Below are 24153 nucleotides of genomic sequence, written 5' to 3' on the forward strand. Positions count from 1 at the left end.
CCAGTATGTATTCTAGGGTGCACTTTATTGTTTCATCATAATTAATCAAAAGTATAAAAAGGTCAAAATTTGACCTTAATGTAGTAAAATAATCCCGCTGTTTGAAAGCGCAGTCATGATATTCTTAAGAAGCATATTTGATCAAATTTTCAAATGATTCAGACTAACTAAGAGGAACAGAGGAGAGGAAGAGACTGATGAGTCTTGAAAAGGAATACGTTAAAATAGCCCAAGATGTCATTAAAGGGCTTGGCGGAGAAGACAATATTATTTCCATGGCACATTGTGCCACACGGCTGAGGCTGATTGTAAAAGATAGAGAAATTATTGATGATGAATTTATTGAGAATATTGATAAGGCCAAAGGCGTTTTCTTTACCTCTGGGCAATATCAAATTATTTTTGGAACCGGTACTGTAAATAAAGTATACGATGCCATGGTTGGTCAAAGCATATCTGCTACATCAAAGGCTGATTTGAAAGAAATGGCCTCCACCCAAGATGATAATCGGTTCAAAAGAATGATCCGAGTTTTCGGGGATGTATTTGTTCCGATTATGCCCGCATTGGTAGCTACAGGATTATTCATGGGAGTTAGAGGCTTAGTAACTCAGCCTGCACTGCTCCAGTTATTTGGACTTACGCCTGATCATATTTCTGCGAATTTCATATTGTTTACACAAATATTGACCGATACGGCTTTTGCATTTTTACCCGTGTTGGTATGTTGGTCGGCCTTCCGGGTGTTTGGTGGATCGCCGCTATTGGGGATTTTGATTGGATTAATGTTAGTGAGTCCTTCGTTGCCTACATCCTGGGATGTCGCCCAAAAAGTTCAGGAACCACTAGTGTTTTTCGGATTCATTAAAATTGCAGGCTATCAGGGCTCGGTTTTGCCTGCTTTCATAATAGGTGTCGTGGGGGCGATGCTGGAGAAGAAGATCAGGAAGTCAGTCCCCGATGCATTGGACTTAATTCTAACACCGTTTCTAACATTATTAATAACACTGGTACTGGGATTGTTCGTAATTGGTCCCATTTTTCACGAGGTGGAAGCTTTAATATTAATGGCTGTTACCGCCATTTTGAAATTACCATACGGCATCGGCGGATTTATTTACGGTGGCATCAATCAGATTATTGTAGTTACCGGACTACACCATGCCTTAAACCTGATTGAAATACAGATGTTAGTGGGCAATGGTTGGAATATGGTGAACCCGATCAGTTCGGCGTCGATTTGCGCACAAGCGGGTGCTGCGCTAGCTGTTGGTCTAAAATCCAAAAATGTAAAAACCAAATCCATTGCTTATCCTTCTACCTTGTCAGCGTTGTTGGGCATTACAGAACCCGCTATCTTTGGGGTGAACATTCGATATGGCAAACCGTTCATGATGGGCTTGATTGGAGGAGCGGTTGGTGGTTTCTTCGCACGTATATTTAATATTCAAGCAACGGGTATGTCGATTACAGCCCTACCTGGAATGTTATTGTACCTGAACAATCAGATATTTCTTTACATTTTAGTTTGTGTAATCGGCTTTGCTGTAGCATTTTCGCTAACGTGGATCTTTGGGTTTAAAGAAAAAACAGATAACAAATAAAATGATGTGGGGAGAATCATGGACAACAACACACTACTTAAGAAATTGGACAGCCTTTCAATAGAAGAGAAAATAGGCCAGCTCATCCAACTGACCGGTGATTTTTTTGAAGGGGATATAGACACTGTTGTGACGGGGCCTTTAAAAAAATTAGGGTTAAACGCCGGCTACAATATATATAACACAGGATCGATATTGAACATCACTAACCCAGAAAAAATTATCCAGTTGCAAACGGATTATTTAGAAAAATCGATTCATAAAATTCCGCTGCTGTTCATGGCAGATATTATCTATGGGTATCGAACTATCTTCCCGATTCCGATTGCACAAGCATGTAGTTGGAATTATGAGGGAATAGAATATGCGGGTTCGATTGCTGCCCAGGAATGTTACGACGAAGGTGTTCACGTGACCTTTTCCCCCATGGTAGATATCGTTAGAGATCCCCGTTGGGGGCGGGTGATGGAATCGCCTGGAGAGGATACTTTGCTAGCGAAGAAATACGCTGAAAGCATGGTTCAGGGGATACAGGGAAGAAACTTGGAAGGGATCATACCAGCCAATAAAATTGCCGCTTGCGTCAAGCATTTTGCCGCTTATGGGGCACCTGTCGCTGGACGTGAGTATAACGCCGTGGATATGTCGGAGCATACGCTGCGAGAATATTATTTGCCAGGGTATCAAGCTGCAATCGAGGCGGGGGCAAAGCTTGTTATGACGGCCTTTAATACCTTGAACGGCGTCCCTGCGACAGGAAACGAGTGGCTTAACCGCGACGTGCTAAGACGAGAAATGAACTTTAATGGTGTGTTGATCTCGGATTACGCCGCTATAGAAGAACTGATCATGCACGGTTATGCTGAAGACGAGGCTTCAGCCGCAAGGATTTCGTTATTGGCTGGTGTTGATGTGGATATGAAGACAGCGATATATGCCAATCAATTGGAGAAAGTAGTATCGGATGACGAGCATATGCTGGAGCTTTTGAATGAGGCTGTATACCGTGTTTTAAAGCTAAAAAATGATTTGGGGCTTTTTGAGGACCCGTTCCGCGGATTACAGGAAACCGTTCAGCGGTCGAGAAACAGTATTCTGTCAGATGAACATAAAAAAGCCGCGCTGTCCTTGGCTGAAGAATCCGTAGTCTTGCTGAAAAATGAAAATCAACTACTGCCATTGTCTAAACATACCAAAGTAGCTTTAATCGGCCCTTACGCAGATGAAAACTCTACCCTGGGCATGTGGGCCATTAAGGGGGATGAGGCGGATACCGTCAATTTGAAAATGGGATTATTAAAGCATGTTGATCCCGGCAATCTCTCGGTTTGCAAAGGGGCGTATATGCTCCCCGCTAATGCGAGAGAAGCCCTAGGCAAATATGCGGACAAGCTGGCTGCTGAAACAGTCGATGAGGAGGCCCTGCTGCACGAAGCGATCCGGAATGCTAACGAAGCGGATGTCATTGTACTCGCCTTGGGAGAAAGTATTTATCAGAGCGGAGAAGGGGGATCGCGAACGAACCCGACGCTTCCTAAGCCGCAAATGAAACTGCTCCATGAATTAAGTTTACTGGGCAAAAAGATGGTTCTGATCGTTTATAGCGGAAGACCTTTGATTCTTACCGAAGTAGCCGGAAAAGTTGACGCTATTGTCCAAGCCTGGTATCCAGGAACGATGGGCGGAGAAGCACTGGCCAATATACTGTATGGGGAAGTCAATCCATCGGGGAAATTAGCCATGACCTTTCCACGAAGCGTTGGACAAATTCCGATATCCTACAATGAGTTGAATACAGGAAGACCAAATTTAAAGGAAAATGGTTCTTATCGGTTTGCATCCCGATATATTGATGAAGTGAATGAACCCTTGTATCCGTTTGGCTATGGTAAATCCTATACCTCATTTGAATACAGCCTATTAACAGTTAGCCAAAAAGAAATGAAAAAAAATGAGTCAGTTGATATCTGTATTTCTGTCACCAACACTGGAATTTATGATGGAAAGGAAACGATCCAATTATATATTCGCGATAAATTTGCAAGTGTTGCAAGACCAGTGAAAGAATTAAAAGACTTTAAAAAAGTTTTTTTGCAAAGTGGCGAGACCCAAAATGTCGAATTTTCAATTCATGAAGAGATGCTTAAATTTTATGATCGTGAAATGCAATACAAAAGTGAACCCGGCGAATTTGATATTTATATCGGGTCAAGCTCGCAGGAAATTTTGCTGAGTTTTAGTTTTGTTTTTTTACCGGAGGATGAGCATGAATAAAAGCGACGCGTATAACCTTAAATATCATATTACTCCTCCTTACGGTTTGCTCAATGACCCTAATGGGCTTGCCTATTTCAATCATCAATATCATGTGTTCTATCAGTGGAATCCAAAAGGAACGGAGCATAAAAATAAATGCTGGGGCCATGTTGTTTCTAGCGATCTGGTGCACTGGCAAAGGAAAAGTGTCGCGCTGGAGCCTTCAGAATGGTATGACAAGGATGGCATTTATTCGGGCGGAGGCATTGTTCATAATGAAAAGCTGTATCTGTTTTATACAGGAAATGTAATCCGAGATGATGGAGTAAAAGAAAGCTATCAATGCGCCGCGATTTCGGAGGATGGCGAGTATTTCCAAAAAATAGGTCCCTTGTTTGAGCACCCCAAAGGTTATACCCGACATGTTCGAGATCCGAAAGTATGGAGAGACCAACACGGGAACTGGTGGTTGATTGTTGGTGCTCAGAGAGAAGATTTGACTGGAAATACGCTTATCTACAAATCTAAAAATTTGTCCGAATGGGAATGCCAAGGATCATTTGTTGATCACGATCATCAATTTGGATATATGTGGGAATGTCCAGATGTACTTCATTTTGCCGAAAATGATGTTTTTGTTTTCTCTCCTCAGGGTTTACCGGAGAGAGGCGAATATTATAAAAATCCTAATCAATCGGGTTATATTGTTGGCAAATTATCGAATACAGGCAAATTTAACGGCAACCTTTCCGATTTTAAAGAGCTTGATCGAGGATTTGATTTTTACGCGCCACAATCATTTAAGGTTAATGACAGAACCATTATGTTCGGATGGATGAGCGCCATGAATGAAGAAGCGGAGAGGGCTGTCCCGACCATTCAGGAGGGCTGGATTCATGCATTGACTCTTCCTAGAGAAGTGGTATTGATGAACGGTGTGTTGTACCAGAAACCATTGCCGGAATTACAATTGTTAAGACTGGATGACATGCATTACAAAGGGGAAATTCAAAATAACAGTGAGTGGTTACTGCCTTCTACACAAACGGAGCTCATTGTTCATTTTTCCTTACTCACAGAAAACTTTAAAATGATCATCAGGGATGCTGTGCAATTTGACTATGATTGGGAACAAAATAGTCTGACAGTTTGGAGAACAAACTGGTTGACTGGCGAGAGGGAGTACAGAAAAGCAACATTAAATAATAAGCTTGCAGAAATGCAAATATTCATTGAAAGCTCAAGCTTGGAAATATTTGTTAACGAGGGTGAAGAAGTGTTTTCCCTGCGTTATTTCATAGAAGATGCAGACCAACGCAATGTATTGCTTGAGGCAGGAGACAATGTAGGTGAAGTTAGAATGTATCAGTTGCAGGAATGTGTAGGTTAACATTTTTTTGCTTGCCGAGTTGCAAGTAGGCTAAGGAAGGCTGTTCATTATCCCGTTTACGGGAAGAACTGCCTTCTTTTTTATTTTGGTCCGTTGAATAGATTCTGCTTGTCCGGGCATTTTACTATCGGTATAGTATGAGTATTAGTATAAGAGTTTATTGCTTAATATAGAATACAGATGGATCACTCATGGCTGGCTGATGAGGTGTAGTGATGAAAAAAATATATGAACATATCGAAATAGACAGAAAAAAAATGATTAACCTTTTTATGTTCCAATCCAGAGATACAGAAAGAGTCATTCCTATGCATTTTCACAGCAATATGGAGTTGATCTACTGTACAAGTGGAAGTCTAAAGGTGTGGCATGAAGGAAAAATAACTATTTTGATGGAAAAGGATGCGCTATTCATTAACAGCAATGTCCCGCATTCCACGCAGAGCATTACGGAGAACCAAGTCATTGTGCTGCAATTTCCAGACACTTTCTTTGCCAATGAACAAGTAATCATACAGTTAAACACGCAAGAGAAACAAGTTGAAGATACTATAATCTCTAAATTAAGAGGATTGTTTATGGATATATATGATCTACATATTTCCAAAAGCAAATACGACTACATTTTAGAGCAAAGCCGAATTATTGAACTGAAATATTTGCTTGTCAATCATTTTAGTCAGGCAACAGACATTCCACCGGAAGTATTTAGTGAAAAGCAACGAAAGATAAAGACAATCATGGACTTTATTAAAGAGCATTATACTGAAAATATTAGCCTGGCCAAAACGGCCCGTATCTGCGGTTATTCGGAGGCTTATTTGTCGCGAATGTTTCATGAATATACAGGCCAGACGTTTACCGAATACAAGCAAATTCTTTGTTTGGAGAAGGCGATCGATTTACTGGATTCAACCAATAAGTCACTTACAGAAATTTCTTACGAGGTGGGGTTTCCAAACGAGAAATCTTTCAGAAAAGCTTTTAGAGAAGTTATGGGTAAAACACCGTATGAATATAAAAAATCAAGATTTGATCTGGATGTGTAACGCCACGAGCATGCACAGCATCCTTTCAGTACAACCAAGGGGCTGTCCCTTGTCATTTGATGACTTTAGGACAACCCCTTGATATTTACGCTATGTCAGAAGAGTTATTAGCTTAACGGTTATCGATCTTTTCCGGGTACATATCATGGTTCATCATGCGGTGCTCCGCTATCTGTTCGTACTTCGTTCCTGGCTTGCCGTAGTTGGTGTAAGGGTCGATAGAGATGCCGCCGCGTGGTGTGAATTTGCCCCATACTTCAATGTAGCGAGGGTCCATCAGCTTAATCAAGTCATTCATGATGATATTGACGCAGTCTTCATGGAAATCGCCGTGGTTACGGAAGCTGAACAGGTACAGCTTAAGGGACTTGCTTTCTACCATTTTAATATCGGGAATGTAGCTGATGTAGATGGTTGCAAAATCAGGCTGTCCTGTAATCGGGCACAGGCTGGTGAACTCCGGGCAATTGAACTTTACAAAATAATCCCGATACGGATGTTTATTATCAAAGCTTTCGAGAATGGCGGGATCATAGGCAAACGTGTATTGTGTACCTTGATTGCCAAGCAGGGTAACGTCGGTCATTTCTTCGGGTGTTCTTCCGGTCATATGGATGAGGCTCCTTAAGTTTGGTTTGGTTTGGTAAACGAGATAGGGAGTTATGGTGGTGGGGAGGTCGCTCCGCGAATGATTTGATCTTCCGATCGCTGTTGAAATGGGATTCTTTCTGATAAGGTGAAAGATATAGGTTAGAATCCCATTTCAAAGGCGAACGCTAACGCTTCTACAGATTCAAATCCTCCGTTTCGCTGCCGACCGCCGTCAACACCATAAAGTCCTACCCGTTTACATATTGGTTGGGGCAGAAGTGAATAGTGCTCGCTCCTATATGAAAGGAGCGTTATTTTATGAGAAACCCCGTCCTTACGGACGAGGGTTTCTCTTGTTTTGTAACTTGGGTGTCGAGGGTGTACTTCGACTAATTTGGTGTATCTTGTGTATCACATACAGCTCATACGGAATATATTACATATAAGTGTTATACGCCGCGTTTATTGCCCCATACGAGGGTGTGGAGCTGCGGGAGTACTCTTACGTCGTTTAGTCGGGAATCGTCCATGACACGGTCGATAAGCCATTCATAACGATGGAGTAGGGACTCCGCAATCTGTCCGGTGTTCTCCGTGTTCACATCTGGATTACCCGTCTGGAGGAACAGCGGTACGTGTGGATAGCGCTCGTGAACGATGCGGGCATAGGCAAGATCGGTGTCATCGAAGATGACGACCTTCAAGCTGCAAGCTCCGGTATAGAGCCGCGCAGATTCATTAGCGGGTTCCTTCAAGCTTGGTGCGGTTGGGACGTTGGACGTAGCTCGGGACTCACTAGCCATCTTCCGGTTCGATAGACGGGCGACGATATCATCCAGCACGTCCCAGTTGGTCGTCATACCAGAGCTGGGCGGCTTCGGGGATAGGGTTACCTCATCGATATCGTACAGCCATTCCTGCCAACGGGAGCCTTGTGTTTCGACAGCGGTGGCAATGCCTTGACTGCGCAGCAGGGTAATTAGCTCCCCGAGCTGCGGTAGCAGGGCAGGATTGCCTCCAGAAAGGGTCACATGCGAAAACCGTTCGCCACCGATGGCCTTCAGCTCCTGCCAAATGTCAGTGGCACTCAGACGACGGATCTGGTCCTTGGCGCTGCCGTCCCAGGTAAAGGCGGAGTCGCACCACGAGCAATGGTAATCGCAGCCTGCGGTGCGAACAAACATCGTTTTACGACCAATGACCATACCTTCGCCCTGAACGGTAGGACCAAACACCTCTAGTACGGGAATAGGGGCTAGTTTGGTGCCGTGGGAGGCTGTCATGGGTTGGTGAGTCGTCACGGTATTACTCATCGAGCATCCACTCCCGTCGGAACTCGGCGTAGCTGGTAGGTGTCTCGAACAACCGTACAAACTCGGTACGTCCACCTGCGACACGGTTGCAGTATGCATCCGAGGTCAAGGCTGACTCCATTTGTTCAAAGATCCAGACGACCATATTTTCCGCCGTTGTATTCATTGGAGGAAGCGTCTCATTCAAGTAACGATGGTCCAGAAAAGGCTCAAGCCGCTCTTTCCAGATCGTTTTGATGTCACCAAAATCCAGCGTTAGACCCGTTTCGCCCGGTATACCGCTTATGCCAAACACGACGATATAGGTATGTCCGTGCAGATTTTTGCATTTGCCTTCGTAGCAGTGCAAATGATGTGCTGCATCGAATGTAAATTGTTTGCTGACTAGTACACGTTTGTGGTGATAACGCAGCTGAGAGTGCTCAATGTCTGTCCCGAACTGCTGGAGCTTATCGACAATGCGAAAGGTACCTGGCTCACGCATGACCTTCAACTCCTTGGGATGAAGCACCGCGCACCGCGAGATACTGCTCGAGTCCAGCACGGCGAAGTTTGCAAGCAGGGCATTCGCCACAGCCGTCGCCAATGACGCCGTTATAGCACGTTAGTGTACGTGTTCTTACAAATTCAAAAGCTTTCAGCTCATCGGCCATGTGCCAGGTTTCGGCCTTGTTCAACCACATGAGCGGGGTATGAATCACAAAGGGATAGTCCATCGAAAGGTTCAGTGTGACGTTCAGCGATTTGATAAAGGAATCCCGGCAATCGGGATAGCCGCTGAAATCCGTCTCACAAACGCCTGTAATCAAGTGGCGCGCTCCTTTTTGCTTGGCGAGAACTCCCGCGAAGCTCAGGAACAGTAGGTTGCGACCGTCTACAAAGGTGCTAGGCAGTTCGCCTTCCTGTTGAGTAATGTCAATGTCGGTGCGTGTGAGGGCATTAGGGGCTAGTTGATTAAGCAGGCTCATATCCAGTACCGTTTGCGGAACACCCAGCTCGCGGGCAATTCCAGCGGCTACTTCGATTTCCTGCTTGTGGCGTTGACCGTAATCGAACGTCACGGTTTCTACTTCAGCAAAATGTTTTTTTGCCCAGAATAAACAGGTTGTGCTGTCTTGGCCGCCGCTGAATACGACGACTGCTTTTTCGTTTGCAAACATAAAAAAACCTCTCGATCTTCTTGGAATGGTGCAAGACATGGAGTCTTGTCACTTGGAAGAAGGAGAGTTCTTGAACCGACTTCAACAAAAAACAGGCCTTGCCCCGCGAATTCATTTTTCTTGCGGAGGACAAAGCATCGTTAGTTTTTTATAGAGGGAGTTCGCGAACCTCTCCCATGCATGACGCATGGATTTTCTCCATTAGTATCTGCCATGAGGACAGACGGCTATAGCATTGTCATTATAGCATGGCAGGGCTATTTGATAAACACTCCACCAAATGGAATGACTTCCCGTAAAAATCGCTTGATCACGCCATCGTCGTTCATATCCTGTTGAAGCCGCCGATGATGTTCCCCAGCATGAAATAGTACGGTACCCTGTCCGGTCATTTTAAAATGATAGTTCATATGCTGGCTGGCCAGATGGTTGCCGTACACGGTCAACTCTAGTTTAGCGTTTTCGGGATAGGCAATGACGCTGCTTGCATCCACATATATCGGCTCTGTGGGATGAAGCTGTTCTTGACATACCAATCCCTGCGTCAAAAGACCGATTTGACCAACACCATCGAATTTCATTTTTATAACATCGCGGCTAAACAACATGTTTTTCATGCTTAGCAGCTTGGTACGCATTTGGATACCGGAGCTGTACCAGAACAGGTTGCGAAAATCGTATAACAGATCATCGCTCCCTTCAAGCTTAATCATTTTTAGACTAAAGCCAGGCGGAAGTGCGGCAATTAGGCGACAAGCTCCTGTGAAATCGGCTTGAATCAGTTTGTGTTTGCGATACATGCCCTTAATATTCATCAGTTTATCATTACGGCCTGAGCTGGGTCCGCGGTATGCGATGATTTGCTGCGGATGCAGAACATGCAGCTTTTCTCCTTCCGCCAGATCGAGCGTTACGACCGAACCGACGCTTTCATCATGGTGTTGTCCTGCTTGTATGTCCATTCAGACCTTTCATCCTTTCAGACAGTTAGTATCTTCCCGAACGTCGACGCATCCCGTAACGCAACAGTCGGATACCGATAAAATAACCGGCCAGCAGAATTATAGCTGTGATGATGAGCATTTTATTTCGGTGTGAAGCCTGATCGCGCTGGGTTTGAAGATTTTTTAATTCTGTGACAGTGTCAGTCAGCTTGCGGTTTTGCTCCAGTAATTGGGCGTTTTGCTCTTGATAGGCTTCTAAGCTGTTACGGGCCTTCTCCAGATCCTCCTGTGTTTGTCGGTAGCTTTCCTTGAGCTGATACACATCACCGGGCAACCGCGAAAATTGCTCGAAGCCTTGGTACACATCATCCCAATAAGCAGCATGTACTTCGGGTACACGAGTTATCCCAAAAATAAACAAAAGTGCTATAGCAGCGCAGACAATGCGGCGGTACAAAGCAAAACGACAAGTTGGTCGTGCCAAGAGATGTTCCCCCTTTTGATAAACCAAGATGTTAGGTGATACGGATCATTACCCATATGACATGGTTACGTATAATATAACGATTCGGATGCAGATTTTAGAATAAATGGACGACAAATACGGAGAAAATGTTCTCAAAAAAAGTCGATATATTAGTTTAAGTGTACCTTAAAACGGGTATATCAAGGAAGCGGCAACATTCCGGCATTTTTTCCAGCATACGAGTAAAGAACGATCCGCACCTGATCAGGGCTTAAGTTGAATATATGAACTGAAATATATTAAAAATTGATATAGAAGGAGATTTTGCAAGATGAATGAGAGAGAACAAAACTATAAAACTTTAAAAATCACTGTAAATGGAAAGCCGTTATCAAAGGATCTCGTTGTAGATAGCACTACTTTTGCTCCTATATCTGATATTTGCACAAAAACGAAAGTTTCTTTAACAGAAACTACAATCTCATAAGTATAAATATAGAAGTAGACTATAATATAGCCCGGCATATGCCGGGCTATTTTTGCGCATTTATGTAATTAAAATGGTTTAAAATGTTATTTACCAAACTAGGTCCCCCTTCATAAAGATTCCCATGTATAATTTTCACAATCAAACATACGTTCCCTGACAATATAGTGTCAGATAACACTGTTAATTTAGAGTTACATGTTCTTTTAGGGGGAATTTACCAGTGGTGAAGTCAATGCTCAATGTAACGTGCACATGGGACAAAGAGTCTATATCTGCGAATGGGTCCAAACAAGTAAATCTACTGATAGAATGGGGCTATGGAGCTATACGTAAAAGAAAAGGAAATCTAATACCGAAAGCAGCGGGATGTGACCTTCAACTCCAGTTCATTCCAGAAAACGGGGTAAGTCTATTAAAAGCTGAAGGGGTGAGGCTCGGTTTTAAACGCTCAGAAAACGGAGATAGCATGTTTGTTCACTGTGGTGATGTACGGCGGGGAAAATATAGACAGGCTATTTTAACGTTTTCTATACCGGCTCACTCGTCCGGAAGACATACGATTGGAATGATGGAGTGGAGCTGGCGCAAGCCATCGCAGGAAAAGCGAACGCTGATCCGGACAGACCAGCTCTATATCCATTTCACGCATCATCTTGGTCTGCTGAGCATTCCATCCAACCCGAAGGTGGAAAAATACATAAAGCTGAATGAGACGTCCCCTATTGTAAAAAAAGCATTGCGTATGTACGAGAAAGGGGAATATGAGCGAGGGGCGTTCATCCTTACCAGACAAGCAGATGAATTACTTATACGTGCAGCAAGAAGCGATGACATGGACTACCTGCAGGAAGCCGAGTTAATTCTGGCCATACGCAATAAATGGAGTGGTACTTTTGTCTCATTCACAGCGTATAGTTCTAAGGTCATTTTTAATAAAGCAATATCGGTAGGAGATGTTCATTTTACTGAAAATGATATTTTAAGATAGGCAATTATGCTAGTTTATTTGTGTAATATAGTGAGTCTAATTTACTATCTTTTTGTAAAGGAGAGACTTCCTTGACTGATCGGTTGATACGTTTAATGCGGATTATTACTATTGTTCAGGCAAATCCGGGGATATTGGCAAGAGAGCTTGCCGAACGTTGTGAAACATCAGAACGTACTATATACCGGGATATGGAGGCGTTAAGCGCTATGCATATTCCGATTACGAATATGGGGCATGGAAAAGGGTACATTTTTATTAGTAATTTTGCTTTGTATCCTCTGAATTGGACGGAAGAAGAGGTAGAGGCTTTTACCAAGCTGGGAGAAATTATGGAAACGGTAAAGCCTCTTTTACCGCCAGCTTTTGAAAGTGCTTATGAGAAAGTGATGGCCTCTAGTCAGAAAAAAAAGATGGACCAGACGAGCTTCGCGCAGGAAATGAAAAATATCATCCGGCTCGGCTCGACACTTGATCGGGAAAACCAGCCCTATCTGCTCAGGCTGATTGTTTTGGCGAGTCTTACGCAGCAGACGATTGAAGCGGAATACAGCTCGCCTCAAAATGAAAATGTATCCCTAGTTCAGGTAGATCCTTATTGTTTGGTTCCGCAGGATCGGCGATTCTATATGCTTGGTTTTTGTCACAAGCACTCCGCTATGAGAACCTTTCGGATCAGCCGCTTTCGGAACATGAGAATTTTGCCGTATACGTTTCAAAAAAATACAACTGAAATGGAAATGTTTTTTAAAGGGACCTGGTCGGTGACCAAAGGAAATCAGAATATCCGGTTTGTGGTACGTTTTTCTGCCGAGTCTGTATATCGGGTCAAAGAAGAGGAGCTGTTCATCAAGCCTTTTCTTAAGGATTTGCCGGATGGAAGTTTGTTGTTTGAGGTGACGGTCAATCATGACCGTGAATTTTTGGATTGGCTCACTTCCTATGGAGCTGAGGCCGAGATCCTGGAGCCTTTACGGTACCGCAAACGAATGCAAGAAATGCTGCGGACCTGGGGGGCATTCTATTTCGATAAAAAGGCAGGAAATCAAGAATAACAGGGGGAGATCCCCCGGAACGGGCCGGGGAGCTATCCGTTTAACGGTCTTTAAACAGGTTGGCGAGATTGCCAAAAGGACTGTACTGCTCCTGTTCTTCTTCTGGTGAGGAGTAGACGAGCTTCGAGCCGCGGCTTTCCTCATCGTCAGCAGCATTATGAACTAATGTAATACGATCAAAATGGTACATGAAAACCTGCGCGGTGTTCACGGCATCATCCAGTGCCCGGTGTTGTTGACCGTCAAAGTCAATGTTGCACAATTCCAGCGCCTGAGACAGGCTCAACTGACGGTACTTTCCATTGGAACTAAACAGACGAGAAATCTGCTTCTGTATATCATTTGTATTATGAATCCATCCGAGATCTACATGATGGGTACGACAATGGGATACCAGCTTCTGACGGTCATCCGGGCCCCATGCGCATAAATAATAAGGGGAATCCGTACCGAGCCAGGCTATGAATTGCTTCACAGCTTCAGGGAATAGTGGGGCGGCATCAATGTCTCGTTGAGTAATACCCGTGAACTGAACGGTATCTGTAGAGAGTACAGGCCGATTCGAGGGTCTTACAAAACTGTGAAACGTATCCGCAACGTATAGGCCATCGTCTCCCTGAACAACTTTGACGGCACCGATATCAATGATTTCGGAGGAATATCTGGCGTTACGGCTAACGGTAAATTCAAGATCGTAAATAATGTATTGCATTTCTGGACTCCTTCCACACATATAACTGATCCCGATGGGTATCGGGACGAATGTTCTCTGCCCGAATGACTCTTCTCCATCATACCTCTCGGTTCACAACTTGTCAGCGGTTAAAAGGTTTGCTTTTAAAAAAAATATGCGATGTCCAAATGAGCTTGGACTATCGCATATCTAAAAACGCCTGACATACAGCAGCATCCGAAACCACTAGGATTCCGGACGCTGTTTTTGCTAGCTATTGAATTAGGCCGGGAGGTCTAACTTTTGTCCCGGATAAATGCGGTGAGGATTCTTCAACTTATTCAACTGCTGAAGCTGTTGCCAGGTGGTACCATGTTTGCGGGAAATGTCATACAGCGTATCCCCGGATTTCACAACATATACATGGCTATTTGTAACTTGTGCAGAAGCGGATGTCTGCTGTGGCTTGGCTGTTTGAGACTTTGCCGGTGCCGGTTTTGCGGGTGCTGGTTTCGCAGCCGGTGTAGGTACGGATTGCGGCTTTTCCTGCACAGGTGCGGGTGTTGCCGTTGAAGCAGATGGCGCAGCTTGTGTGGCAGGGACAGAAGTTTTACCGTCAGCCTTGGCTTCTTGAATGCGACCGTCCGCTTGTACTTGCAGGCTAGCGGAGCCCACCTTTTGCATGTAGCGAATTAACGCTTCGTCAAGCGAGCCGAACATCCCTGCCTGTGGATATTTAGCGAACATCGTATATTGGTCACCACCTACGGCAGTAAAATCATTGGTGGCCAGTGTGTATGTTGCCTCAGGATCAAGTGTCTTTCCGCCGATCAGGATAGAATGAACACGGCTCCCTTTGGCTGCTGATGTGTCTATTTTGAACGAGATACCTGATACCTGTGGGAAACCTCCGCTTGGCTCTGGATAGGAGGCTGTACCATTTTCCAGTGCGGCCTGAATGTCAGAGCCCTTCACTTTCAGGGTAACGATCTGGTTGCCGAAGGGCAGCACAGTGATGATGTCTCCCTTGGTTACTGTCCCCGTCTTGATGGAAGCCCGGATGCCGCCACCATTCGTTAAAGCCACGTCTGCTCCTGAAACATCACGCATAGCATCGGTGAGCAGGTCACCGAGATTGGTTTCACTTGCACGTACCTTTTCGCGTGCTCCTTCCAGATCCACACTCGTTTGCGTTACAACCTCTTTAAGAATAGGTTCCTGGTCCTTTTGAATGGAGGCGATCAATGCAGCAATCTCAGCGTCGGGCTGAACGTCGACTGCTTGAGTCGAATCAATCAGCTTGGCTTGCTTTTGCGTAACCTTACCGCCGTCGACCCATAAGTCCACAACACCCAGATACTTGGTGTATTCACCTGCGCTAGCGATCAATGTACCATTGTCACTAATCAAGCCTTTTTCCAGAACGGTATGGCTGTGTCCATCGATGAAAATATCAATGCCAGGTACTTCCTTAACTACCTTAAGGCTGGTGTCCTTACTAGACGCATCCTGCCCCAGGTGACCAAGAACAACAACGACATCTACTTTGCTGCGGATTTCATCAACAGCCGCTTTGGCCTCAGCCGCAGGGTCGGTGAATTGAATACCCTCAACATTTTTGGGATTAGTCTTATATGCTGTTTCTGGCGTAGTCAAACCGATAATACCGATTTTAACGCCGTCCACTTCTTTAATAACATAGGGTTTGAACAAACTTGTTCCGTCTGTTTGTTTAATATTGGCGCTGAGCACAGGGAACTGAATCTCCTTACTTAGCTCAACAAGATGCTTCCAACCATAATTAAACTCGTGGTTACCCGGAACCATAGCATCATAACGCAGCTTGTTAATCACTTTCACAATGCTCTCGCCGTTAACCAAAGTAGCGAAGGTCGTTCCATGAACGGTATCCCCGTCATCTAGCAGCAGCGTATTGGGATTGGAAGCCCGATACTGATCAATGATACCCGCCAGCTTGGCGAATCCCATTTCCTTGTCGTTCGCGACCACGTGGGCATGGGTATCGTTCGTATGTAGGATGGTGATGTGTTTACCGCTGACTGGAGCCGTTGCCGTTCCCGCTGTTCCCACATTGGTTGCTGGGTCTGCTGCTGCTGTACCGAGACAACCAAGTAGAAGCGCGGCAGTCGTCAGGATCGACGAGAGTTTTTTCCATGAGTTCATGTTGTTCCTTCAACCTCCCATAAAATGAATGAATTAGAGAAACCGCTTACGACCACATTTTATCAGATGATTGTAAAAATAACTTCTATTTTATATCAAAGCACTAAAATTTTTTGAGATATCGGTTGTTAAATCCACCGTCTAGTTACCTATATTGTAGAGGAAGTAATAAACAGCAACTTATAGAATAGGAACTAATGTTCTGATTTATGGTCAAAAAAAAGGGCAGTCTCTTTGGGCAGCCCGATCCGGGGTAAATAGTGATCCAACGTTTCGTCAGCTAGTGGCGGTTTTCCCTCACTCAGCAAAAGCACGGCAAACCGATTGGCCTGCTGTTCAAATTTTCCTGGGGAAAAGTAGGAGTGCTCCTCCATAAAAAAGCGGCTAATGCCTTTATGCAGTCGGTCATGTCCCAATTCATGCGCACAGACGAACCGTTCCCATTCGGGTGTGAGGCCATTGTGGATAACGATAAATCTTCTACGCAGCTTGTGGTAATACAGCCCTTTGGTTGTGGGGCCTAGATCGCAGTATCGGATATGGATACCCAAAGCTTTCGCAATATCGAAGGGGCAGTTGGTACGGTATTTTCGGACAAGTTTGTGAATGAGTTCGTTCATACGCTCACCTACTATCCCTGATCTTTGCCCGCTTGGGGCTCTTTGGGCTTTTTATGTTTGTTCATCTGCTTGGCTTCCCAGAACAGACCTGTCAGCACGTCCTTGATCCGTTGACGGTCTTTTTCATCCAGCGGAATGCCATCGAACATTAATTCGTCGTCTTCCTCCAGCATTTTTTTAAAATCCCGGCGGTCTTTGGAGGTTGCCCATTCCGGCACAGTAGAACGATAAAGTTCATGTGGACTTTGCTCCATTGAATCATCGTCTCCCCAATATCCGGCGGCCTTCATCATTTCGGTATAGGATACGCTAAGCGCGTCCGCTATTTTGCGGAGAGTGGAGGGTTTGGGGATTCCGCGCAGTCCATTTTCAATGCGGGAAATTTGTGAATTGCTAATACCTGCAGCATCTGCCAACTGGTTGATGCTCCATTGTTTGTGCTCACGCTGCTGCTTTAAGTAAGTTCCGAATGCTGGCTGTTCCACAATGGGGGCTCCTTTCTGCAAGAGAATCATAGATATTAGTTTTATTATACCATTAGGTAAATAGTAAAAGCACGTAATATGCCAAAAGGCATAGGAAAATGAAGTGAATATCCTGTTTTTGGAGCTATACTGCTTTTTTTGACGATGGATACCTATCCTAAATAATGTTATGTTATACTCAAGATACGAACAAAAGGGGAACAAAATGTAAACATGAGCGTTTTTCTATTTCGGGATTTTGCAAAATTCGATTCCAGTCGCTTCGAAGTGCAAAATCCTCATTTAAAAATACATCATTGTCAAAAGGCATAAGATAAGGAGTGTTGCTTTACATGAGAAATAACTTACCCGAATTGGACCGTCGCAAAACGCAGAATGCATTGGAGGGTGTGTTTGAGAAATACCGAATTTATAAAACGATTACTTTTATGGATCGGGAGAGCTTTATTACGGCTGGCTATACGGATCGCCCGAACGGCCCAACGAATGTGACAAGCGATCCAACGGCCCGGACAGCCGTATATAATGTAGATGCTCCTGCCGCCCGCTTGGCCTACTGCGAAATGGTGGATGCCGTAGTGAGTCGCTTGAATGAACGCGAACAGCTGCTCATCCGTGAACGTTATTTAAAGGATGACGATGTGTTTGATTACAAGGTTTACAATTACGTACTGGACCCTCCGGTCAGCAAGGATACGTACACGAAGCTTCGTACGCGTGCTTTTTACAAAATGGCACTTGCACTGGCGGACCAAGGCGTTTTAAATTTGGCAGGCTTGCAGAAGGGCGCGGATCGAAAACTGGGTTAATGTAATAATTATCCACTTGTTCTCATTTCTATTTTAAAATGGTTTCCTAAAAGGCCTTGATTTCCTGTAATAACAGGGATCAAGGTCTTTTTTTATAATAGGAACATATGTTCTCTAAAAACCTCCCAACATCATCCCTAGTCTCTGCTTTTATCGTCCATTTCCCCGGCAACGCATTCGTTATTAGGGTGTAAGATTATATCATCGGGAATCAAGACAAGAGGACATACCGAAGACACACACAGTCAAACGTTAGCCGGCCATTAGGGCCGGTTTTTTCATGCGGTGATCGTCTCTGTCGGTTCCCGGGAATTCGTTGTACAGAAAGGAGGAGTCGTGTTGCCTAAGCAAGGGATGCTGCAATGCATGAGTACGAGGCTGCGCCGGATGAGAACGCGAAAGTGGAAAAAAGCCTGGCTGAATAGCCACAACATGCGAACGCAGGGGACGCAAAGGTGGCATGCCGCAGGATGAGACAAGCCTTTAAGCAAAAGCTCATTGAAATTATTCCAGCGCTGCAAGGGCGTGTATACGATGTTCAGCCACCGTCGCAGACGGCAGAGGAGCTGTATGCTGTTATGGCGCTGGGCGAGGAAATTTGGAAGTCTTCCTGGGCCGGCTATCGGCAGGTTGTTCGCATCAAGCTGTACGCAGGACAAGCCGGGCTGGCGCAGGCTGATGTATGGGCGAATGCCCTGATTGCCGGGCTGCACCGGGAACCAGTGACAGGTGCAGGTGAGGATACATCGGCTTTTACCGCGCACTATTTGGGTGTGCGGGATGCAGAAAAGCTGGACACTGTTACGGGCAAGGCCTATAGAACGCTGCGTTTTGGCGTGTATGTGCCTGAGACGGAAGGTGGTTCGGCCGTTCCAGCAAACGGTGCTACACAGCCGGAAGAGTGGCTGGCCGCGCTGGTCCGCTGGACGCGGAAGCAACTGGGCGAAACGTGGTCGGTATACGCCGACGCATGGCCAGCACAGCCGGGCCGGCACGCGGTACTATGGCGGATGAGCGGCTGCGAAACTAGGATGGCGGGAGCCTCCATGTATGAGCTGCGCAAACGGTTCATCGGGCATATTACCGCCCCAGACACCACTGAAGAAAACCGCGCAGCTTCCGCACTGATCGAGGGCTTTGCCGCTCAAATCCAGCTTCCTCTTGATCAGGACAAGGGCCGTTATATGTCTACAGCTGAAGCTTCAGCTGATTTGCAGGCAGATGCCATTTTAGACGGTCAGCTTCGACTGATGCTAGTACAGCGGCGAATGCGCCCAGCCGAGGAAGCGGCGTTGATTCGCAGAGTGGAAATTCATCCTATTTTGAAATGAGGTGGTCCGAGTGACCTTGGAAAACCATGAGAAGGCCCCGGTATATGCCGGGCAGGAAGCAAGCGGCCCCCGCTATACGCTGGAGGAGCTAAAGGAGCACGCAGAACAATTGTTTTCCGTGAAAGAAGAAGTGCTGGCAGGCGCCTTTTTTGGCACACAGGACAAGCTGTTTACAGTAGCAGAAGCACACACTAAAATCGAACAATTTATGAAAGCGAAGGTGGACTAATTATGGCAGGCGGAACATGGGAAAACACGAATAAACCGGTATTGCCGGGTTTGTATATGAATTTTCAGGCAGCAGCAGCTTCAGCAATTCAAGGTGGGTCGCGTGGTACGGTCGTTGTACCCGTTAAGGCGAATTGGGGCCCTGTACGTGAGTTTGTAGAGATCGGCAGTGAAACGGCAATCAGCCAAATCTTTTCCGGTGACAGTCTGGACGGTGCGACCGCGTATTCGACGCTGTATCTGGCTTTGCTGGGCGGTCCGAAAAAGCTGCTAGCCTACCGTTTGGCAGATGATACAGCTGCTGAAGCATCTGTGACGCTGAAAAGCGGCGGTGCGACCCCGGCGGATGTGCTGCGCCTGAAGGCTTTGTACACAGGTAGCCGCGGTAATGGTTTCGCTGTAACTGTACAGCCAACTTTGGGTGATGAGCAAGCTCGTGAGGTGCGCCTCTATGAAGGAACCAAGCTACTCGGCACGTACAAAGGCAGTGACGGTACAGCAGCCTCTATTGCCAAGGCCATGAACGAGAACAGCGAAAACGTATGGGTGAAGGCCGAGGTTGTTGGCGACGGCGGCATTCCGGTGGATGTCAGCGGCGTACACCTCACTGGCGGCAACAGCGGCAATAGCAAGTTGGTTAATGCCGATTACATCGCGATGCAGGAGGCACTTGAAGGACAGGAATTTAATGTCTTGGCTCTGGATTATGCAGCTGATCTGGCATTGCTGCAAAGCTTTGCTGCCTGGATCAAGCGTGTCCGCAACGAAGGTAAAGGCGTAATCGCTGTATTCGGCGGTTCTGCGGCAGATGATGTGTCCAAAACAGCCGTCAGCTTGGCCTCTGCACGTTCCCTGGCGCTGAACCATGAAGGTATCGTGAACGTCGGTACAGGCGTACGTCTGGCAGGTACGGACTACAGTTCCGCCCAAACGGCTGCTTATGTAGCCGGGCTGATTGCAGGCCAACGTCTGAATCAATCGGCGACGTATGCGGTTACGCCTTTTGAGGATGTAACCCGCCGCTGGACACGTTCCGAGCAGGAGCAGGCAGTCCGTAATGGTGTCTTCCTATTGTTCTTCGATGGTCGTCAGGTCAAAGCGCTGCGTGGCATCAACAGCTTGGTGAACCCGGCTGCTGGACAAAACAATGCATGGAAGAAAATTCGTTCCATCCGTGTCATGGATGCTATTAATGCTGACTTGCAGCGTGCAGCCGAAGAGACTTACATTGGCAAAATCAACAACACGGTGGAAGGTCGTCTGGCGCTTATCGGTGCGATCAAAGAATACCTGGCACAGCTGTCGCTGAGCAACGTCATCGAAGCAGATGGCTACGATGTCATTCTCGACCCGGCTTACTACGGCGATGCGCCAGTCATCAAACCGGAGCCGGATCAAGTGTTCCTGCAATGGAACGTGAAGCTTACCGACGTGATGGAGCAACTGTTCGGCACATTTTACGTGCAATAAATAAGCATTTTACGTGTACAAGCATTTCGCAGGCAATCAGCAGAAATGGTGTAGCTTGTTAACAACGAGGATTTTGTGAAATCCCGAACTATATTATGGATCATTTTGAGGAGGAAAAAGAAATGTTGGATGCTTCAAGAGTCATTTTAGGTACGTATGGTCAGGCGCATGTGGACGGGGTGTGGCAGACGAATATCAACAAGCTGGAAGCCAGCGTGGAAATGGAAAAACGCGAGCTGAATCTCGTGGGCAATGAGTGGAAGGTGCACAAGCGCGGTATCAAAAAGGGAACGGGAACAATGAGTGGCTACAAGGTCACATCCGATATGATTCGTCGCGGTTTTAACCGTTTTGAGATTATTACTAAATTGGATGATCCAGAAGCCTTCGGACATGAAAGTATTCGTCTCATTCGTTGCACTGCTGACAAAATCCAACTGGCCAACTGGACAGCAGGAGAAGAAGTACAGGAAGAAACGACCTTCACCTTTGAAGGTTATGAGCTGCTTGATCCGATTGTAGCAAACTAAATTGGAAGACGGGGGATGGGATGCTGTCAAGCGTTCCGTTCCCCAAATACAAATGAACAATAAGGGAGAATGACTTATGAGCTTGAATGAGAATATGACAGAAGAACAAATTTTGGACAGCCTGTTTGAAGCTGCTGAAAAACTACCTGAGGAAACGGTCCGCATCAAGCGCCTCGACATGAAAATTGTGCTGCACGGCCTGACCTCCAGTAAGGTGGACAGCATTCGTGAACGCTGCACGATTCGACGGACTGTGAAAGGTGCAGTGGATGAGAAGGTAGATACTGAAACGTTCAACGCCTTGTTGATTTCGGAAGCTACTGGAAAGCTGGAAGTGAAGGGCCTGTCCCTTAACGGTTGGGGCGATCCACGGATTACAAGCCGCTTGAAGCTGTCCGGTGGCGAACAGTCTGTCCGCCGTATGCTGCTGGCGGGTGAACTGGATGCAGTAGGGGATAAGGTGCTGGAACTGTCCGGTTTTGGTGTTGAGATTGCTGATCTAAAAAACTAATCAGCTCCGGGGGAATGACGACGATGCTGTACCACTTGTGGGTCCGGCACCACCTCCGCCCCGGAGACTTTTGGCGGCTTCCCCGCGGTGAGCGCATGCTGCTGCTGGCGTTTGCCGAACAGGAAATGGATAGCATAGCAGCTTCAAAAGCATAAACAAGGAGGTGAACATGATAGATGGCAGAAGCATTAAATTACCGCATGAACCTTGTGATTGATCCTAAAAACGTCATTAAGGCGAACAGAGAATTGCGCGCAATGGAACGCTATTTTGAGCGGATTCAAGGACGTGTGTTGAAAATCGGCCGCACTCGCATGGCCCCGGAAATTGTGCTGAACGATATGGCTTCCAAAGGATTGGATAATCTGTTGAACAAGATTAACCGGGTCAAATCCCAGATTATTAACGCCTCGGGGAATGTGAATTTGAAGGTAAACTCCCAATCTGGCTCAGGCTCCCCGAAGTCTGATAACAATCCGAGTATCGTTTTGCTAAGCACGGCGGTGCAATTGAATACTATAGCTGTAAATGCCAATACAGCAGCTATTGTTGATTTAGGTACTAAGTTGGGATCTGTGACACCAGCTGCAGAGAAAAAAGAAGAGCCTAAGGACGCATTAACTCAGGTAAAGGATTTTCTTGGTAATGTAAAAAAAGTTGGTGAAGGGGTAAAAAGCATATCTGAAGCTCCTGAAGCTTTTAAAAAATTTAAAACTGATTTTGGTATTTTAAAGGGACCGCTCCAGGGAGCTAACCGAAGAGAGAAGTTTAAAGATTTTGCTAGTAAAGCATTAAATGTAGGGAAATCTGGGGGTGAGTTTTTAGAAAAATTTGGAGGGTCTTCAGATTTAATTGAAGGCGGACAGGGATTGTTTGATCAGGCTAAAAGCTTGGGGATGATAAATCCGAGTGAAGCCGCTGGTGTGGTGCCTAGCGCTGCAAGTTCGAGTGCTGCGGCAGATGCAGCCTCAAGTATTATCAGACCAAGTAGTGTTGCAGGTGCAGCTGAGGAAGCTGGATCAGGCTTATTTAAGAACTTTTTAAAAGGTGGAGCGAAAAAACTATTGGGACCTTTAAGCTATGGAATGGATATTGTGAACATCGCGAAGGCTACCTCTGGTAAAGAACGTGCAGAAGCTATCGGTTCCACAGTTGGTGGGACTGCTGGTTCTGCATTAGGCGGAGCTATCGGTTCATTTTTGCTTCCGGGTATTGGTACTGTGGTTGGTTCTACACTTGGGGGTATGGCGGGAGACTTTGTCGGTGGGAAAATTGGTGGATTAGTCTCAGATTATGGTCCAGCCATGATGGACAAAGCGAAGTCCGCTGGTAAATTCCTTGGAGAAAAAGCTTCCCAGGTTACAGGCTGGCTTTCTGATAAGGCTGGAGATTTTGGTAAAGGCTTTTCTGATTTCTTTTCTTTTGGTAAAAAAGATGAACCTAAGAAAGAGCCAGCTAAGCCTCCTGAAGCTCCTAAACCAGCAACCTCTAAACCAGCAATCCCACCTCATTCGAATTTAGGTAAGTCATTTGAGCCCTTAACGCCTATGGCTATAAATTATAGTGCTAGTGCAGTTGCAAACGTACCTCCGCAACCAGGCGTAAAAGGTGTTCCTAATCCTTACGGACCGATGGCTATAGTTAACCAGGGAGTCAATCCAAACCCACTACTGAATACTGCGGCTCATGCGAACAATGGAGCCAAAGCTAAAGGCAAAGGTAATGGTAATCCGACACCTCAAGTAGTACAGATCAGTCCTGAACAAATGGGAACACTGTCTGGCTTTTTGAAGGATTTTAAAACGGAAACCACCAACCAATTCAATCTTCCTGCGGGGGCTGTACAGGTCACTGTACATGAGAACAAGCTGGATGTGGATGGGCTTATTACGCAAATTGGCTACCGTCTCAAAGCTGAAATTCTGCGTGCAACGCAGAATACCAAGCCAGCAGGCGCTGGAGCTATGTAATGGAGTAGATGGTAGCAACGGGGAAGGAGGAAAGAG

General features: G+C 45.8%; 24 protein-coding genes and 1 riboswitch. Of the genes, 14 read left to right on the top strand and 10 right to left on the bottom strand.

Going from position 1 to position 24153, the window contains the following annotated elements:
- The first annotated feature begins 197 nt into the window (after positions 1 to 197).
- The 4 genes from MKY24_RS05880 to MKY24_RS05895 all read left to right on the top strand — a co-directional run bounded on the left by MKY24_RS05880 (position 198) and on the right by MKY24_RS05895 (position 6299).
- On the top strand, positions 198 to 1604 hold the full coding sequence (locus MKY24_RS05880; RefSeq protein WP_023987359.1) for a sucrose-specific PTS transporter subunit IIBC: 1407 nt from the start codon (positions 198 to 200) through the stop codon (positions 1602 to 1604).
- Between the two features lie 18 nt (positions 1605 to 1622).
- Entirely contained in the window at positions 1623 to 3878 is a 2256-nt protein-coding gene (gene bglX, locus MKY24_RS05885; protein ID WP_339201593.1) for a beta-glucosidase BglX, read from the top strand.
- Positions 3871 to 5250 (top strand): glycoside hydrolase family 32 protein, encoded by a 1380-nt coding sequence (locus MKY24_RS05890; protein WP_264454081.1) that lies wholly within the window; start codon positions 3871 to 3873, stop codon positions 5248 to 5250. The genes bglX and MKY24_RS05890 overlap by 8 nt, the downstream gene beginning before the upstream one ends.
- A gap of 215 nt (positions 5251 to 5465) precedes the next feature.
- Complete coding sequence (locus MKY24_RS05895) at positions 5466 to 6299, top strand: AraC family transcriptional regulator (protein WP_023987362.1); 834 nt, start codon at positions 5466 to 5468, stop codon at positions 6297 to 6299.
- A gap of 112 nt (positions 6300 to 6411) precedes the next feature.
- On the opposite strand, the gene queF is transcribed toward MKY24_RS05895, so the two are convergent.
- From queF to MKY24_RS05925, 6 genes are all read right to left on the bottom strand, one after another.
- Complete coding sequence (queF, locus tag MKY24_RS05900; protein WP_013309106.1) at positions 6412 to 6909, bottom strand: preQ(1) synthase; 498 nt, start codon at positions 6907 to 6909, stop codon at positions 6412 to 6414.
- A gap of 430 nt (positions 6910 to 7339) precedes the next feature.
- On the bottom strand, positions 7340 to 8203 hold the full coding sequence (gene queE, locus MKY24_RS05905; RefSeq protein WP_339201594.1) for a 7-carboxy-7-deazaguanine synthase QueE: 864 nt from the start codon (positions 8201 to 8203) through the stop codon (positions 7340 to 7342).
- Positions 8196 to 8687, bottom strand: coding sequence for a 6-carboxytetrahydropterin synthase QueD (queD, locus tag MKY24_RS05910; protein ID WP_339201595.1), 492 nt, complete (start codon positions 8685 to 8687; stop codon positions 8196 to 8198). The genes queE and queD overlap by 8 nt, the downstream gene beginning before the upstream one ends.
- On the bottom strand, positions 8680 to 9363 hold the full coding sequence (queC, locus tag MKY24_RS05915) for a 7-cyano-7-deazaguanine synthase QueC (RefSeq protein ID WP_013309109.1): 684 nt from the start codon (positions 9361 to 9363) through the stop codon (positions 8680 to 8682). Before queC ends, queD begins: the two co-directional genes overlap by 8 nt.
- Positions 9364 to 9497: 134 nt before the next feature.
- Positions 9498 to 9541: riboswitch (PreQ1 riboswitch) on the bottom strand.
- Positions 9542 to 9620: 79 nt separating this feature from the next.
- Positions 9621 to 10325, bottom strand: coding sequence for an AIM24 family protein (locus MKY24_RS05920; RefSeq protein ID WP_339201596.1), 705 nt, complete (start codon positions 10323 to 10325; stop codon positions 9621 to 9623).
- A 25-nt stretch (positions 10326 to 10350) separates the two neighbouring features.
- Positions 10351 to 10791 carry a hypothetical protein gene (locus MKY24_RS05925; RefSeq protein ID WP_023987365.1) on the bottom strand — a complete coding sequence of 147 codons (441 nt, stop codon included), beginning with the start codon at positions 10789 to 10791 and terminating at the stop codon, positions 10351 to 10353.
- 313 nt (positions 10792 to 11104) lie between these two features.
- Here MKY24_RS05925 and MKY24_RS05930 point away from each other — a divergent pair, with 313 nt between their 5' ends.
- From MKY24_RS05930 to MKY24_RS05940, 3 genes are all read left to right on the top strand, one after another.
- Complete coding sequence (locus MKY24_RS05930; protein WP_023987366.1) at positions 11105 to 11260, top strand: hypothetical protein; 156 nt, start codon at positions 11105 to 11107, stop codon at positions 11258 to 11260.
- 223 nt (positions 11261 to 11483) lie between these two features.
- Positions 11484 to 12251 (top strand): hypothetical protein, encoded by a 768-nt coding sequence (locus tag MKY24_RS05935; RefSeq protein ID WP_028543153.1) that lies wholly within the window; start codon positions 11484 to 11486, stop codon positions 12249 to 12251.
- Positions 12252 to 12322: 71 nt separating this feature from the next.
- A complete protein-coding gene (locus MKY24_RS05940) occupies positions 12323 to 13306 on the top strand; it encodes a WYL domain-containing protein (protein WP_023987368.1) in 984 nt (327 codons plus the stop codon).
- Positions 13307 to 13346: 40 nt separating this feature from the next.
- Here the strand turns inward: MKY24_RS05940 and MKY24_RS05945 are convergent, their stop codons facing one another.
- From MKY24_RS05945 to MKY24_RS05960, 4 genes are all read right to left on the bottom strand, one after another.
- Positions 13347 to 14018, bottom strand: a complete 672-nt coding sequence (locus tag MKY24_RS05945; protein ID WP_023987369.1) for a 3'-5' exonuclease — start codon at positions 14016 to 14018, stop codon at positions 13347 to 13349.
- 243 nt (positions 14019 to 14261) lie between these two features.
- The gene (locus tag MKY24_RS05950; RefSeq protein WP_339201597.1) at positions 14262 to 16163 is read right to left on the bottom strand and encodes a 5'-nucleotidase C-terminal domain-containing protein; all 1902 of its coding nucleotides are present in this window, start codon (positions 16161 to 16163) and stop codon (positions 14262 to 14264) included.
- A 194-nt stretch (positions 16164 to 16357) separates the two neighbouring features.
- A complete protein-coding gene (locus MKY24_RS05955; RefSeq protein WP_076264415.1) occupies positions 16358 to 16783 on the bottom strand; it encodes an ImmA/IrrE family metallo-endopeptidase in 426 nt (141 codons plus the stop codon).
- Positions 16784 to 16794: 11 nt separating this feature from the next.
- Positions 16795 to 17268, bottom strand: a complete 474-nt coding sequence (locus MKY24_RS05960) for a helix-turn-helix domain-containing protein (protein WP_339201599.1) — start codon at positions 17266 to 17268, stop codon at positions 16795 to 16797.
- A gap of 332 nt (positions 17269 to 17600) precedes the next feature.
- On the opposite strand from MKY24_RS05960, the gene MKY24_RS05965 reads away from it, so the two are divergent.
- The 7 genes from MKY24_RS05965 to MKY24_RS05995 all read left to right on the top strand — a co-directional run bounded on the left by MKY24_RS05965 (position 17601) and on the right by MKY24_RS05995 (position 24117).
- Entirely contained in the window at positions 17601 to 18077 is a 477-nt protein-coding gene (locus tag MKY24_RS05965; protein ID WP_013309118.1) for an ArpU family phage packaging/lysis transcriptional regulator, read from the top strand.
- Positions 18078 to 18547: 470 nt separating this feature from the next.
- Positions 18548 to 19408, top strand: coding sequence for a hypothetical protein (locus MKY24_RS05970; protein ID WP_339201601.1), 861 nt, complete (start codon positions 18548 to 18550; stop codon positions 19406 to 19408).
- A 10-nt stretch (positions 19409 to 19418) separates the two neighbouring features.
- Positions 19419 to 19637 carry a hypothetical protein gene (locus MKY24_RS05975; protein WP_013309120.1) on the top strand — a complete coding sequence of 73 codons (219 nt, stop codon included), beginning with the start codon at positions 19419 to 19421 and terminating at the stop codon, positions 19635 to 19637.
- Between the two features lie 2 nt (positions 19638 to 19639).
- On the top strand, positions 19640 to 21106 hold the full coding sequence (locus MKY24_RS05980; RefSeq protein ID WP_023987375.1) for a phage tail sheath family protein: 1467 nt from the start codon (positions 19640 to 19642) through the stop codon (positions 21104 to 21106).
- Positions 21107 to 21228: 122 nt separating this feature from the next.
- Positions 21229 to 21636, top strand: coding sequence for a phage tail tube protein (locus tag MKY24_RS05985; RefSeq protein ID WP_013309122.1), 408 nt, complete (start codon positions 21229 to 21231; stop codon positions 21634 to 21636).
- Between the two features lie 76 nt (positions 21637 to 21712).
- Positions 21713 to 22147, top strand: a complete 435-nt coding sequence (locus MKY24_RS05990; protein WP_007429164.1) for a hypothetical protein — start codon at positions 21713 to 21715, stop codon at positions 22145 to 22147.
- 176 nt (positions 22148 to 22323) lie between these two features.
- Positions 22324 to 24117 carry a hypothetical protein gene (locus tag MKY24_RS05995; protein WP_339201603.1) on the top strand — a complete coding sequence of 598 codons (1794 nt, stop codon included), beginning with the start codon at positions 22324 to 22326 and terminating at the stop codon, positions 24115 to 24117.
- Positions 24118 to 24153: the final 36 nt, after the last annotated feature.

This window comes from Paenibacillus sp. FSL P2-0322 (genome assembly GCF_037975315.1).
Lineage (GTDB): Bacteria > Bacillota > Bacilli > Paenibacillales > Paenibacillaceae > Paenibacillus > Paenibacillus polymyxa_B.

Bases quoted from the DNA above. Each gene is read 5' to 3' on its own strand.
- MKY24_RS05880 (WP_023987359.1), top strand. From the start codon at position 198: ATGAGTCTTGAAAAGGAATACGTTAAAATAGCCCAAGATGTCATTAAA.
- bglX (WP_339201593.1), top strand. From the start codon at position 1,623: ATGGACAACAACACACTACTTAAGAAATTGGACAGCCTTTCAATAGAA.
- MKY24_RS05890 (WP_264454081.1), top strand. From the start codon at position 3,871: ATGAATAAAAGCGACGCGTATAACCTTAAATATCATATTACTCCTCCT.
- MKY24_RS05895 (WP_023987362.1), top strand. From the start codon at position 5,466: ATGAAAAAAATATATGAACATATCGAAATAGACAGAAAAAAAATGATT.
- queF (WP_013309106.1), bottom strand. From the start codon at position 6,909: ATGACCGGAAGAACACCCGAAGAAATGACCGACGTTACCCTGCTTGGC.
- queE (WP_339201594.1), bottom strand. From the start codon at position 8,203: ATGAGTAATACCGTGACGACTCACCAACCCATGACAGCCTCCCACGGC.
- queD (WP_339201595.1), bottom strand. From the start codon at position 8,687: ATGCGTGAGCCAGGTACCTTTCGCATTGTCGATAAGCTCCAGCAGTTC.
- queC (WP_013309109.1), bottom strand. From the start codon at position 9,363: ATGTTTGCAAACGAAAAAGCAGTCGTCGTATTCAGCGGCGGCCAAGAC.
- MKY24_RS05920 (WP_339201596.1), bottom strand. From the start codon at position 10,325: ATGGACATACAAGCAGGACAACACCATGATGAAAGCGTCGGTTCGGTC.
- MKY24_RS05930 (WP_023987366.1), top strand. From the start codon at position 11,105: ATGAATGAGAGAGAACAAAACTATAAAACTTTAAAAATCACTGTAAAT.
- MKY24_RS05945 (WP_023987369.1), bottom strand. From the start codon at position 14,018: ATGCAATACATTATTTACGATCTTGAATTTACCGTTAGCCGTAACGCC.
- MKY24_RS05950 (WP_339201597.1), bottom strand. From the start codon at position 16,163: ATGAACTCATGGAAAAAACTCTCGTCGATCCTGACGACTGCCGCGCTT.
- MKY24_RS05955 (WP_076264415.1), bottom strand. From the start codon at position 16,783: ATGAACGAACTCATTCACAAACTTGTCCGAAAATACCGTACCAACTGC.
- MKY24_RS05965 (WP_013309118.1), top strand. From the start codon at position 17,601: ATGAGAAATAACTTACCCGAATTGGACCGTCGCAAAACGCAGAATGCA.
- MKY24_RS05970 (WP_339201601.1), top strand. From the start codon at position 18,548: ATGAGACAAGCCTTTAAGCAAAAGCTCATTGAAATTATTCCAGCGCTG.
- MKY24_RS05980 (WP_023987375.1), top strand. From the start codon at position 19,640: ATGGCAGGCGGAACATGGGAAAACACGAATAAACCGGTATTGCCGGGT.
- MKY24_RS05985 (WP_013309122.1), top strand. From the start codon at position 21,229: ATGTTGGATGCTTCAAGAGTCATTTTAGGTACGTATGGTCAGGCGCAT.
- MKY24_RS05990 (WP_007429164.1), top strand. From the start codon at position 21,713: ATGAGCTTGAATGAGAATATGACAGAAGAACAAATTTTGGACAGCCTG.
- MKY24_RS05995 (WP_339201603.1), top strand. From the start codon at position 22,324: ATGGCAGAAGCATTAAATTACCGCATGAACCTTGTGATTGATCCTAAA.